The organism is Streptomyces sp. NBC_01260 (assembly GCF_036226405.1).
In the GTDB taxonomy this organism is placed as follows: Bacteria; Actinomycetota; Actinomycetes; order Streptomycetales; family Streptomycetaceae; genus Streptomyces; species Streptomyces laculatispora.
Window position 1 is genome coordinate 4363678 of sequence record NZ_CP108464.1, and the last position, 12767, is coordinate 4376444.

Annotated in this window: 11 protein-coding genes and 1 pseudogene; 7 read left to right on the top strand and 5 right to left on the bottom strand. The window is 67.6% G+C overall.

The window, feature by feature from the left end; all coding sequences use genetic code 11:
• Positions 1-4: 4 nt before the first annotated feature.
• Both OG322_RS19495 and OG322_RS19500 read left to right on the top strand, forming a co-directional pair.
• Positions 5-595, top strand: a complete 591-nt coding sequence (locus tag OG322_RS19495) for a hypothetical protein (RefSeq protein WP_123460228.1) — start codon at positions 5-7, stop codon at positions 593-595.
• A 158-nt stretch (positions 596-753) separates the two neighbouring features.
• Positions 754-1119 carry a peptidoglycan-binding domain-containing protein gene (locus OG322_RS19500; protein WP_124284444.1) on the top strand — a complete coding sequence of 122 codons (366 nt, stop codon included), beginning with the start codon at positions 754-756 and terminating at the stop codon, positions 1117-1119.
• 241 nt (positions 1120-1360) lie between these two features.
• On the opposite strand, the gene OG322_RS19505 is transcribed toward OG322_RS19500, so the two are convergent.
• A complete protein-coding gene (locus OG322_RS19505) occupies positions 1361-2770 on the bottom strand; it encodes a mobilization protein (protein WP_329306735.1) in 1410 nt (469 codons plus the stop codon).
• 204 nt (positions 2771-2974) lie between these two features.
• Here OG322_RS19505 and OG322_RS19510 point away from each other — a divergent pair, with 204 nt between their 5' ends.
• Together OG322_RS19510 and OG322_RS19515 are read left to right on the top strand one after the other, a co-directional pair.
• Complete coding sequence (locus OG322_RS19510; protein WP_123460225.1) at positions 2975-3346, top strand: hypothetical protein; 372 nt, start codon at positions 2975-2977, stop codon at positions 3344-3346.
• A 230-nt stretch (positions 3347-3576) separates the two neighbouring features.
• Positions 3577-4796, top strand: a pseudogene (locus OG322_RS19515) (tyrosine-type recombinase/integrase).
• Between the two features lie 447 nt (positions 4797-5243).
• Here the strand turns inward: OG322_RS19515 and OG322_RS19520 are convergent.
• The gene (locus OG322_RS19520; protein WP_123460223.1) at positions 5244-5915 is read right to left on the bottom strand and encodes a nucleotidyl transferase AbiEii/AbiGii toxin family protein; all 672 of its coding nucleotides are present in this window, start codon (positions 5913-5915) and stop codon (positions 5244-5246) included.
• Positions 5912-6259 (bottom strand): transcriptional regulator, encoded by a 348-nt coding sequence (locus tag OG322_RS19525; protein ID WP_123460222.1) that lies wholly within the window; start codon positions 6257-6259, stop codon positions 5912-5914. The genes OG322_RS19520 and OG322_RS19525 overlap by 4 nt, the downstream gene beginning before the upstream one ends.
• Positions 6260-6830: 571 nt before the next feature.
• Here OG322_RS19525 and OG322_RS19530 point away from each other — a divergent pair.
• Together OG322_RS19530 and OG322_RS19535 are read left to right on the top strand one after the other, a co-directional pair.
• On the top strand, positions 6831-7655 hold the full coding sequence (locus OG322_RS19530; RefSeq protein ID WP_241200047.1) for a hypothetical protein: 825 nt from the start codon (positions 6831-6833) through the stop codon (positions 7653-7655).
• Between the two features lie 536 nt (positions 7656-8191).
• Positions 8192-8992 carry a hypothetical protein gene (locus OG322_RS19535; RefSeq protein WP_329306736.1) on the top strand — a complete coding sequence of 267 codons (801 nt, stop codon included), beginning with the start codon at positions 8192-8194 and terminating at the stop codon, positions 8990-8992.
• Positions 8993-9890: 898 nt separating this feature from the next.
• Here OG322_RS19535 and OG322_RS19540 read toward each other — a convergent pair.
• Positions 9891-10229: a thioredoxin family protein gene (locus OG322_RS19540; protein WP_123460221.1), complete on the bottom strand. Its 339-nt coding sequence runs from the start codon at positions 10227-10229 to the stop codon at positions 9891-9893.
• 254 nt (positions 10230-10483) lie between these two features.
• Positions 10484-11623: a PucR family transcriptional regulator gene (locus OG322_RS19545; RefSeq protein ID WP_123460220.1), complete on the bottom strand. Its 1140-nt coding sequence runs from the start codon at positions 11621-11623 to the stop codon at positions 10484-10486.
• 85 nt (positions 11624-11708) lie between these two features.
• Here OG322_RS19545 and OG322_RS19550 point away from each other — a divergent pair, with 85 nt between their 5' ends.
• Positions 11709-12764: a ferredoxin reductase gene (locus OG322_RS19550; protein ID WP_123460219.1), complete on the top strand. Its 1056-nt coding sequence runs from the start codon at positions 11709-11711 to the stop codon at positions 12762-12764.
• Positions 12765-12767: the final 3 nt, after the last annotated feature.

The window sequence follows — 12767 nt, forward strand, 5'->3', positions numbered from 1 at the left end:
TCGGATGCTGTGGTGGGTGAGGACCCGGCAGGTCCCTGTTCTGGTGGTCGCTCTGGTGGCCTACGCGGCGGTGACCGGGGCCGCCGGTGACACGCTCGTCTCGCTTCCGTCCCTGGGGAGTGAGGCGGCCAGGCCGATCGTGCTCTTCGCGCCGCTCATCGTCTGCATCGGGCTCGCTCACGTGCTCGGCAGCAGCCTCCGGTCCGCCGAGGCTTCGGGTTGCCGTCCGGTCGCCCGGTTCGATCAGGCGCTGGTCCTGGCCACCGCGCTGACCGCGATCGCGGTGGCGCAGGCCGTCGCGGTGCTGCTGGACGCCCCTACCGCGAATACCGCCGGTCGCAACACCGCGTTCCTGGTCGGGCTGATGCTGGTGGCCCGCTGGGTGGCGGGATACCAGGTGGCGGTGATCGTTCCCGTCGCCTGGGTGATCACGATGATGCTCCTCGGTAATACGGGGGGCAATGGCGAGACCCAGCCATGGACCATCATCCTCATGCCCCCGGACCACATGCCCGCCGTCGCCGCCGCCACCGTGACGCTGGCGCTCGGGGTCGCCTCGGTTCCGGCGTCACCGCTGCTCCGCGCCACGGCCTGAGCCGTCGCGGCGTCCCGCGCGCCCGGGATCGGTCCGGGACGTCTCTGGGACGGGAAGTCCTGGTGGGACGCGTGACGCGGCCTTGAGCATGAGTCCTGTCCGAGTCACGGGCTGTCCTGTCGGGGCGGCCCGTGACCGCTTACAAGATGGGACCTTCCATGATCAAGACCGCCCTCCGGCGCGGAGCCGTCGCCTTCGGCGCTGCCGCCATCGCCGTCACCTCGCTCGCAGGCGTCGCCCAGGCCGACGTGGGTGTCCCGTACGTCAAGCCCGATCAGCGCGGTGACGCGGTCGTCTGTGTGCAGAAGGCACTGCAGTTGGCGGGGTACGGGATCGTGCGCGACGGCGTGTACGGGCAGGCGACCTACGCGGCCCTGACCGACTTCCAGCGACGCCGGGGCCTTTCGGCGGACGGCATCGTCGGTCCGAAGACCGGCGACGCCATCTACTACGGCTACCTCCTGCCCTCCGGCATCCTGGCCTATGAGGAGTCCTGCCCCACGATCATCCCCACCACCCACTGACCCGTCTCCCGGGCCGCTCCGGCCCTAGCACGATGTCCTGGTGCAAACCCTCGATCTTGATCGATTTGGCGAGGGCGAGTAGCTCGTCGGGGTCGAGCCTCGGGAGGATGCTGGCGACGGGGTAGATCTCCAGGGTGGGCTTCTTGGGGTGAGGTTCAGTGCGTGCGGCGCTGCAAGCGGGTGTTGGTCTGGCGGTAGGCGGCCGACGGGGATGCCGGGGCGCTGCTGGTGGTGCCAGAGGTCAGGTCAGGTCCGCGAGGCGGTGGAGGCGCCAGATGAGGACTTCGCTGAGGCTGGTGGCGGTGTCGGTTTCCCGTCGGACGGTGGCTTGGGTGACGAGAGCGGTGGGCTCGTGGCCGACGGCTTCAGCCCGCGCGAGGGTGGCGGCGAGAGACGGCCAGCCGGACTCCGCGAGAATCTGTTCGGCCAGCTCGGGAAGGGCCCGGCTCAAACTGTTTTCCTGTCGGCGGCGCAGAGTCTCAGTCAGCCGTGTCCCGCGCTGCCGAAGCGTGGCCAGGGGCTCGGTGGCCGTTTCCCGGTAGGCGGTGCGGAGGTGCGTGACGGTCTGGCGGGCGGCTTCGGCCTGTTGGTGGTGTTCACGGCTGCGGTACCAGTGCTGGGCGGCGATGACCGCGAGCAGGAGGGCGTCGAGGACGATCGTGAGGAGGGCTCCGTCTTGCGGGGCGGGCTCGCGCAGGACCGCCTTCACCGCGCAGCGGGTGGCCTGGGCCTGCTGGTGCGGGGCGCGGATACGGGATCGGGCGGCGCGCTCGAAGACGGTGGCGGCTTGGACGAGCTGTGGCCGGAGGCCGACAGGGGCTACCAGAGGGAGTGCGTCGAGGGCCTCGGCGAGGACGGTGATGTGGGCCTGTCCTGCCTCGTCCTCGTCGTGGGCGAGGTGGTCAGGCGTCTGGTCGACGGCGACGGCGAACCGCCGCCAGGCCGTGGTGCCAGTCCGTTCCGTCAGTTTCGTCTCGGTGGCTGTCAGGCGTTCGGCGATCTTGGGATAGGAGAGGTCGGGGGCAAGGGTGGAGCCGGAAAACCAGACCGGCTCGCCCTGGGCGTTGGTGTCGCCGTTGAGGGCGACCTTGTAGCCGCGGACATCGCCGGACGGCAGGTACTGGACGTCGACGAGGGCACCGGTCCCCTCGATGATCTGGAAAAGCTCCGCTGCGGTCGTGGCCGCCGAGACTGCTGTGCGGACGATGGTGCGCAGGTGCTCGCGGGAGGTGCGGGCATTGCCCGTGCGGCGGGCCTTCTCCTGCTCAGCGCGGGTGGGGCGTTTGGCGGCGGTGTGGTCTCCGCGCGGAACCTGGCGGAGCCCGTATCCCTTCTCGATGGCGACGAGTTCCTTGTCGGCGCGCAGGAAGTCGTTCCAGTTCCGTGATGGGCGGAGGTCGCCTCGGACCTTGGTGGCGACGATGTGGATGTGGTCTTCGGCGTGGCGGACGGCGACCCACCGGCAGGCGTCGGGGTCGCCGTCCGGAGCGATGCCGGTGGCGTTGAGCAAGCGGCGGGCGACGGCTGCCCACCCCTCGTCCGACAGGGGCCGGTCCTCGGGTGCGGCCCGGACCGAGCAGTGCCACACATGTCCCCGCCACCCCTGGGGCGGGCACTGCGTGGGACCGGCCCTTGGACGGTCCAACGCCATACCTTGCTCCGCCTGGTGCCTGGGGGCGATTCATCTGCTGTCTCGGTCTGCTGGGGGGTTCGTGCTGCGTGCCGTGCATGGGTCTCTTTCCGAGGTGGGGGGCTGGGCGTCGAACGTTGACTGGTGTTCGGCCCTGGACAGTTGGGCTGGCCGGAACTCGGTCAGGGCCTGCGTGGGTGAGTGGCGACCGGGGAGGATTGCTGCATGGACCACGTCATTGATCTCGATTCGGCCGCCGCCGAGATCACCGCGCGTCTCTCTGCCTGGAGCACCGCGGGGCTCGTTCCTTGTCCGATCACCTGGCGGGACGGCGTTGCGCCTTGGCCGCAGCCGCTGGAGACCGACCGGACCCGTGTGAGCGATCCGGATTCGATCGGTCTGCGCATCCAGGGCAGTGATGGATGGGCTGAGCTGCACCTTGTCCTGTATCGCGGAGGCTGGGCAGACCTCGATGCGCTGACCGAGGGCGAGGTCCTCACCGAAGGTCCCCGGATCGGTACCCCGGCGGAGTTCGGCCGTCTCCTCGACTCCGCCGTCACGCGCTTCGCCGGTACGCGTTGGCAGCCACCGGCATGAAGCACGATGCGGTCCCGGGGACCTGGGCACGGCTTGCTGCGCAGACGGCGGGGACCGACTGCGTCGGATGCCGGTCCCCGCTGGCCTGGTCCCGCAGCTCTGAGCTCTGAGGCGTGAGCTCGGGGACCGACCGAATGCCGTAGACGGTCCCCACTGACCTGCGGTTTCCCGGCTTCTTCGGGGACCGGTCCCCGACGGTACGTCAGGGGGACCGTCCCCAGGGGACCGAGCTGTGCGGGGACCGGTCCCGTCCGCGCCAGAAGGCGCCGCGCCGCACATTCGGCGCGATACGACAACTGCCCTCGGGGCGCTACCAGGCCCGCTACCCCAGCACGGCCGATGACATCCTGCGGCCAGCTCCGGAACCTTCGAGACCAGGCGCGATGCAGAGGCGTTCCTCGTCCAGGTCCAAGCGGACCAGATGCGGGGCGACTGGCTCGACCCGACCGCCGGGGCGGTCTCGTTCGCCGACTACGCCACACGCTGGATCGCGGAACGTGGCCTCGCCCCGACCACGACTGAGTTGTACCGCCGGCTGTTCCGGCTCCATCTGGAGCCGACGTTCGGCGAGATGAACGTCAACATGATCAGCCCCGCTCGGGTCAGAGCCTGGCGGGCGGAGCGGTTGTCTGCAACCGGTGCCACCACTGTGGCCAAGTCGTACCGGCTCCTCAAAGCCGTGATGGAGACCGCCGTCGAGGACGACATGCTGCGCAAGAACCCCTGCCGCATCCGCGGAGCGGGTCGAGAGGACGCGGACGAGCGGCCGGTGGCGACGGTCGAGCAGGTCTTCGCCGCGGCAGATGTGATCGGTCTGCGCTGGCGCCTCATGGTTCTGCTCGGTACCTTCGCCTCGATGCGGCCCGAGGAACTCGCCGAGCTCCGTCGGCGGGACGTGGGCCTCGACTCCGGCACGCTCTGGGTTCGCCGTGCCGCACCGGAGCTCAACACCGGTCACCGCGTGGTCGGCGCTCCCAAGTCCCGGGCGGGCCGAAGAGAGATCGTGCTGCCGTCATTCCTCCACGAGGACGTCCGCCGACACCTGGAATGGTTCGCCCAGCCGGGGGTGGACGGGCTTGTCTTCGGTGGTGAGAGGGGAGCGGTACTGCGCGGCACCACGTTCGGCCGCAAGTGGCGCAGGGCCCGGGACAAGGTGGGGCTGCCCGAAGGCTTCCGCTTCTACGACCTCCGGCACACGGGCAACACGCTCGCGGCCGACACCGGTGCCAAGCTCAAGGACCTCATGGTCCGAGCCGGCCAGTCATCCGAGCGCGCGCAGCTGATCTATCAGCACTCCACCAAGGAGCATCAGCGCAGGCTCGCCGCCAACATCGATCTCGACGTGCGCCGCCAACAGTCGGCTGCAGCTTCGGGGCGTGGTGGGGCGACCGTTCACCCGCTGGTGCCACGTCCGCCCGGACCGTCCGCCCCACGGGCTGCGCGGCGTTGATCGCGCAGGAGCAGACAGTCCGCACTGTGTGTGTGACGCAGGGCACTTGGAAGTGATCTCACGATGCGGGACCCGGTAGTGGAGCGCTCGCCCTCAGGGGTGACGGATCCACTATTGATGCAGATGGGAAGGGTTGTTATGGCACGCGAATGGCACGAGCCCTAAAAATGGTCTAGACAACAAACAAGGCCCTGGTCTCCGACCAGGGCCTTCACTATGGAGCGGGTGACGAGAATCGAACTCGCGCTCTGAGCTTGGGAATCAACGGTTCTTGGGCTACCGAAGGTGCTCTGACCTGTGCTTTCCCGCTGGGCGGGATGGTTGGCTATGGTCCCTGGGAGCCGTACCTGACCGCTGTTGTCCGCTCTGCTGGGCACGGATGGGGCATGGCCGCGAGGTCTAAACAGCCCGATGTGTCCTGTCGAGCATCCGGCCTCCATGCGGCCATCAGTCTTCGTCCGGAGCTTCCAGCTCCTGGAGTCGTTCGCCGATGTCGTCGCCCCATGCCTGTGCCCACTGCCGCAGCCCGGTGATTGCCTGCTCGTCGAGTCCGTAGGCGGCGAATTCTGTGTCGTCGATCCAGTCGGCGCCACCCAGTCGCACTTGGAGCTCGCTCAGGTCGAAGGAGTCGCGGGCATGGCGCCGTCCGAGTTCCTCAAGTTCGACATGGCTCCAGCGGTTCGCGGCGGCCTGTACGTCGATCAAGTCTCTGGCGAGTCCGCGGTCGGACAGCGCGCGGACTTTGGTCCCGACGACATCCTCGAGGGACAGCACTAAGCCGTGCTCGGTGTGTACGGGTGGCCGCCAGAGTGCTTCCTTGAGGATGTCGACCTCGCACTCTTCACGGCTGGCAGGGTCGGTGACGATCAGACGTGCGGACAGCGGATCTGTCTCCAGGGATTCCACCTGCCATCCGCGCCGCTCCAGTCCGGTGCGCACGACGGTCGCGATGTCCTCCATGGGATCCGGGTTCTCCGTCGCGACATCGAGGTCCTGGCTGAGCCGGTCGACCAGGCCGTGTGCCTGGACCGCGTAGCCGCCGGTGAGCGCGAGGGGGTAGGTGCCACCTACCGCAAGCACGTCTGCAAGCAAGCGGCGGTGCAGGCCCGTGAGTTTCACGCAGCGGCCCGCGCGCTGTCGGCCAGCTCGCCGAAGGCGCTCTCCCAGACCTCGCGGACATCAGGGCTGACCAGTGTGCGCAGTGTGGGCCACAGGCCGACGAGAAGGTCTTGGTCGAGGTACTGGACCAAGTCGTCGTGCTGGCCCTCGGCCAGCACGATCCGGTAGTAGCTCATCCGTAGCCGGGGCCGGTCGAGGTCGAACGTGGTCAACCCCGACCAGGCAAGGTGGAGCGGCAGGTGCACCGGGCCGCGCTTGGGACCGGCAAGCTCGGACAGCGCTGCGGGCAGGCGCCGGACGAACTTGGCACGACGGAGGTCGGAGAGACGAGGCTGTGATGCCATGCATCGATTATCCAGGAAGAGCCGACGATGAGCCGCTCGGGCCGCCTACATCACTCCCGCGAGCAGGACACCGGCCCGCTGCCCCGTCGGCGGGGCCGATGACGCCGCTGCCCGCAGTGCCCATCTCGGAGATCGGCGGTGGAACTCGCTCCAAGCACCAACGTGATGCCCACCCCCAGATCGCCCGCGGCGATCGAGAGTGTCTGGCCACCGGACTGGCTGTGGAGGAGGCGTCGATGCCGGCCGACCGGATCCGGCACCTCTGACATGCTCTCTATCGAGTTCTGCCGACTGTTCGCTGCGCGAGGTGGGGGCTGAGTCTTACAACTTTCGGGAGGGGGAGAGTGTGTCGAAAACCGACCTTGTGGCGCTCGTCTTCGTTGCTTGGACAACGTCAATATGGGCCCTGACCATGACGGCAACGTCGCAGCGCCGAGGTAAAAGGACATTCTTGGAGCGGCTCTGCTGGGCTCGTGCGCGGGTGCGTGCACGTCGTCGTCGCGCCCACTTGGTGCGTCAGATTCGCGGCAGCTCCCTGGCGACACGTCCCGACTATCCAACGCTGGACTACTTGGAGCGTGAAGACGTCCTCTACCAGGTGTCGAGGAGGGCGCTCGAAATAAAAGTGATCGTCCCTGTCGTGACATCTTTCTCAACGGGGCTGGTCTTTGCAGCAACCATTGAAAGCACAGCCTGGCACGTCTGGCGCGATGCCCTCGCTGTCGGGGCTCTCGTGACGCCCATTCTGATCACTGGCGTGATTGTTTCACTTGTTTCGAACCAAGGCATGCAACGGTGGACAACTGAGACTGTGACAGCCACGGTGCGTAGGGCCTATGAGGCACTTCTCAAGCCTCTGGAAGTGAAGGGGAAGGTGCCTCTGACGGCATCGCCCTTCAACTCCCCGCATGTCGCGGCAGTCCAAGCGTTGGAGGACTTCGCCATTGCGCTGGAGAGATACGCCCTGCAACGTGCGCTTCCTGACGGCCGCAACCCCATGCCCCAGGTCGTGGCTCGATTTTCAGCAGCGGCCGCCCTCGTGCGCGAGCTTCGGGACGGGGTTGAACTTGATCGCATCGACGGTGCGAAGCGTGCTCTGCTCGGAGTCGAGAGAATCCTGAAAGTCCTCGCCAGCGGTCAGCTGCAAGATCTCGCGCCCGGTGACGCATCCGGCGACGAGCTGTTGCATAGCCACCGGGAGCGCAGAGCGTGGCGACAGCAGGTGTTGCGAGGATCTGCGTTCACCCTCTGTCTCGCCGGCATCGTATTTGCCCTGGCCTCATCAGCCGTCGGCGTCGCCCTGGCTACGGCCGCCGCTGTGGCTGCTATGGCTATTTGGGACAAAATTCTTCGCCTCTCCGCTGGCTCGGACGTGAATAGGTCAGCCAGCAGCTGACTGGCACTTTCATACGGCCCTTGACTCAAAGGAGATCCCTACAAACCTGAAAAGAGACATGCTGCGGTCTGGGATGACCTCGTTGCCCGGAGTCTATGAGGCGGGCAACGAAAAGGGCCCCCAGCCAAGTGGCTGGGGGCCCTTTCGAAGAGCGGGTGACGAGAATCGAACTCGCGCTCTGAGCTTGGGAAGCAACCGGCGCTCGGGCCACTACTTGGGCCCTGACCTGCGGAAACGAGTCCAACCAGCAAAGTGGGTGGCGTCTTTCCCTGCCTGCTGTTGACCGCTGTTTACTGCCCCTACTGGCACGTTGTGGCACGCCCTTCCTTCCTGCTCGGTTATGGCGCCCTGCGGTCGGCACCAGTGACGTACCGCCGCTGTCGGTGCCAGGTGGCATGCTCGCGGCCATGAGTCTGAACATCTCGTTACGGGCGCGGTGGGGACGGCGTGTACGGGGCTGGGGCGACGAGTCGGTAGCTGAACTTCGCGTTGACCTTGATCGGCTGGGATATGGATGGTGGCCCATCCCACCGCGAATGAAGGTTGCTCTCAGACATGCGTCCGCAGCGGATCTCCCGTGGTTCTTCTTCATGCTTGCTGCGGTCATGCTCGCGTACGTCGTGGTCGTGTACTTCGTGATTGTGCTGGGTCTCTACCGCGGGCGGGAGCCACATTGGCACTGGCTGGCAGCCTGGGCCATCTTGGTCACGCTGCTCATGAAGCTGTGTGTGAAGACGAGAGGCGCCGGTCTTCCGTTCGTCCGCAACCAGCTCACCTCGGCGTGCAGGGCAACGATTCGAGCCTGCGCGGAAGCGCATGGCGCCAGCCACGCTCAGCGGCCGGAGAAGCTCTTCGCTGTGGGGGCCGCGCTGCGCCGTCTCGAAGGGAACGTGATGCGAGCGCATCGCCGTTCGGGAACAGTCGCCTTCCTGTCTCCCCGGCGGCGAGAGCTGAAGGCCCATGCTGGCCAGGTGGTGGCCAAGCTGCGCGAGGCGGAAGCTGCTCTGGATCACAGCCCCCAGGCCGAAGCGCTTAGCGAGATCGCCGGCTTGGTCGCGACGATCGCCGAACAGTATGTGGACGGATGCATTGGAGCGCTCCTCCCCAAGCCTTTGCTGGAAGGCAAGAAGCCGGTCCGCGACCGAGAGCTGCTACGGGTAGCCGCCGCAGTTGTGCTGATCGCTGGAGGCGTTGTCGGGTTGGCCTTCCTCGGCCTGCCGGACATGGCGATGGCTGCCGTAGGAACCGCCTGGTCCGTGTTGATACTCATGGCTTTGTTTGGCAGCAATTGGGCGAGCCACCTGCCCGTCTTCGAGCTCTTCAAGCCGAGCCCCTGATGGCCCAGGCGGGATGAACAGGGTTCCTGGTGTTGACCATCTCGATGACGCTGACTTCGCGATGGGCGCAGCGACGAATGTGTGGAAGCCGAAGACTGCGGTGGCGGGTCTCGCGTCGCGCGATGTCGACCGCAAACAAGGCCCTGGTCTCCGACCAGGGCCTTCGTCGTGGAGCGGGTGACGAGAATCGAACTTGCGCTCTGAGCTTGGGAATCAGCGGTTCTTGAGCGGTCGTTCCTGCTTTGACCTGCACGGTGGGCCGAGACGCACAGGGTCGGGGCGGCCTCGATGCACCGTACCTGACCGCTGGTGCCCGTTCTGCTGGGCACGGATGGGGCACGAGCGGAGGCGGCGGCCAAGGGCTTCAACGGCCGAGTTGGGCAGTCCTCCAGCGAGACCTCCGCGACGGCCGCGTCCGTGACAGTCTCCAGACGGGATGTAGATGTAGGGGTGGACGTCGTGAAGAGGGTTCTCCGGAGCAGATCGCGGAGCGCCGCCACGACGAATTCGAATTCGATGTCGAGTCCTGACCCAGAGACTCGGGCAACGGGGTCGAAGATCGACCGTACAGCGGATACTGGCCCTGAATGCGCCTCTGAACTCGCCACCACCCGCCCAACCCGATGACCGGCGGAACCCGCGCGCGGGCCGACCCCCCGGTCTGCATGCGGCGCTGGACGAGGAGACCGTGCCTGGCGGTCTCGGGGGTTACGTCGGAGGCCGCACCCACGAAGCGAAGCTCTGCCCGGGGGCCGCATTGTCCCGCCAGTACCTGAGCACGGTCTCGCGCACGACCTCGAACCGCCCTGCGGTGGTAAGGCGGGCGATGGGCTGCCAACCCGCCCGCGTCCGTCTCGAACGCGACGAGAAGCGGCGGTCCGGGCGCCGCAGCGGCCGCTCAGAGGTGACCGTCCAGGAACTTCCGTACCTCGTCGATGGTCATGGGCCCCGTGCCGTGCGCCACCGCCGCTCCCTCCTTCAGCAGGAGGCAGGACGGGGCTCCGGTGATCCCGTATCGCTCGGTTGCCGCCGGGCAACGCGTGATGTCGGTGCGGACGACCGTCAGGCGGCCCGTGTAGGCGGCGGCGATGTCGCCCACGACGAAATCCATCACCCGACAGGGCTCGATTGCCTTGGGCCATGCCCCGGTGAAGTATGCGAGGACCGGAACCTTGCTTCTCCCGAGGATGAAATTGAACTCCGCGTCCTCACGAGGTCGGTGAACCAGCTTTGTCATGGGAGCTCCTGACCTCACGTTTCGTACTCCATCCCATCATCCCTCGCGCGGTGTGCCAGGTCGGCCCCGGCCGGTCGTCCGGCTGCCGGGAGGGAGATACGGGCCGCCGCAGGACGGCGGTGGTCCCTGGGACGAGCGGCCCGGCCCCTTGTCGCGACGACCGGAAAGCCGTTTTCCAGGGTCATAGCGGCTTGGCACCGGGAACGAGCACGATTTCTGGACGCTCGCGGACGCGGCGGTAGACGGGTGACGCGTCAGCGGACCCGGAGACCGACCGCCAGCGTCAGTTCAAGGACCCGGTGTGGTGATGCGAGATCGGGAAACAGCTCCCGCAGTTGCGACATCCGGTATCGAACCGTCTGGGGATGGACGAACAATGCCGCCGCGACCTCGTCCCGCCTGCCCTGGTGCAGCAGCCACGCTCGCAACGTCTCCTCCAGCCGTCGTGCGGTTGCGGCAGGCAAGGTCTGCAACGGTGCGAGGGCTCGGGCGCGCAGGTCCGCGAACGCGTCCTCGTCGGCGCTGAGCACCAGGTCGGGCAGGTGGTCCTCGGTGTCGCGAATGTCAGAGGAAAGGGAGCGTGCGCGTAGGGCTCGTGCGTACGAGGCGGACGCGTGGGTCCATGGCCGGGCCGGGCCGACCACGGCGGCGCGGTCGGTCAGCTGCCGTAGGAGACGTGATCGGTCGGCATCGGGGACGAGGAGCACACCGGTGGCATCCGGCAAATCGTCGAGGACGAGGGTGCTCGGGTCGAGTGTCCGGTAGGCAGGCCGGGCCTGGGCGGCGGGCAGCAGGACGGCGGTCAGCGAAACCGGGGGCTGCCACCTGGCCCGTTGGCCGGAGGCCAGCAGCACGTCCGGGCTCGCGCCGGCGAGGAGGTCGCGGGCCAGGTGTTCCAGGTGGCGCTCGTGGGCTCTGCCCCGGGCGGCCAGCTCGTCGGCGTGGCCCGCGGCGCTCGCGGCGGAGAGCTCGTCGATGTAGGCGAAGGTCAGCTCGGCGAACTTTGCGACCTCGGCGGCGGGCAGACCTGCGGGTACGGCACCCGCTGCCAGACATCGCCAGGCGACCCGGGCGCCGACGCGGTAGGCGCTGAGCAGGGCGTCCATCGAACGGCCGTCGCGCACCTCGCCGCGGCCCAGCTCGTAGGCGGCGTCCCCGGCGTCGCCGCCTGTGGCGTTCCCGCTCGCAAGGTCCAGGTAGTGCGCCAGGGCGGTGCGGACGGCTCTGCGGATGGTGGCGCCCATGCGGCCCGACAAGGCATGGGCGTAGGGAGGAACCTCGTCGATGATCGCCTGGACGACTTCGTCGGCGGTGGTCTTCAGTGCGGCCCGAAGGGCGGTGACCGTCGTCTCATCCAGGCTCAGTTCGCTGGCCCTCCGGATCGCATAGCTCATTTTTGTTCCCAGCGAACAATTCAGTCGACCAGATTTACGTCCTGTGGTCAGGACTTTACGCCTAGAGGCGCAGCAAGCTGGAGTCATGACGAGTGGAGCCCTCCGCAGTAGGGCGTGGAAACTGCTGGAGATGGTCACGACGCCGCTGCTGCCGTCGGACTACCTCGACCTGGTCAGCCCGCTGCGTGCGGGCGCTGACCTGTGTGGGCGCATCGAGGCCGTGCACTCCGAGACCGATAACGCCGCGACTGTCGTGATCAGGCCGGGGCGGGGCTGGCGCGGCCACACAGCCGGCCAGTACGTGAGGATCGGAGTCGACGTCGACGGAGTGCGCCTGTGGCGTGCCTACTCCATCACCTCGCCGACAAACCGCCGGGACGGCCGTGTAACGATCACCGTGAAGGCGATCCCGGACGGAAAGGTCAGCAACCACCTGGTCCGCAGGGCGAAACCGGGCACGCTGATCCAGCTCGACCAGCCGACCGGTGACTTCGTCCTGCCGCAGGCCAAGCCCGCCAAGGTGCTCTACCTGACGGCCGGCAGCGGCATCACGCCCGTGATGGGCATGCTGCGCGACATCGAACTCGACGACGTCGTCATGGTCCACTGCGCGCCACAGCCTCAGGACGTGATCTTCCGCAAGGAACTGCACAGTCTGGTCGCGGACAAGAAGCTTCGGCTCACCGAGGTGCACACCGACACGGACGGCAAGCTCGACATCGCCCGTCTCCAAGAACTCGTGCCCGACTGGGCCCAGCGCGAGACCTGGGCCTGCGGGCCCGCAGGTCTGCTCGACGCCGCCGAAGAGCACTGGACCGAAGAGGGCGTCCAAGAACGCCTGCACACCGAACGGTTCCGCCCCGGCATCGTTGTCGCCGGCGACGGCGGCGAGGTCACGTTCAGCGCCACCGGCAAGACCATCGACGCGGACGGCGCCACGCCGTTGCTCGACATCGGCGAGGAGGTCGGCGTGCTCATGCCCTCCGGGTGCCGTATGGGCATCTGCTTCGGCTGCGTCACGCCGCTCAAGGCCGGCGCTGTCCGCGACCTGCGCACCGGCGAGATCACCGAGGCCGAGCCGGGCGTCCTCATCCAGACCTGCGTGTCCGCCGCGGCGGGCCCCTGCGACATCGAACGGTAGGAA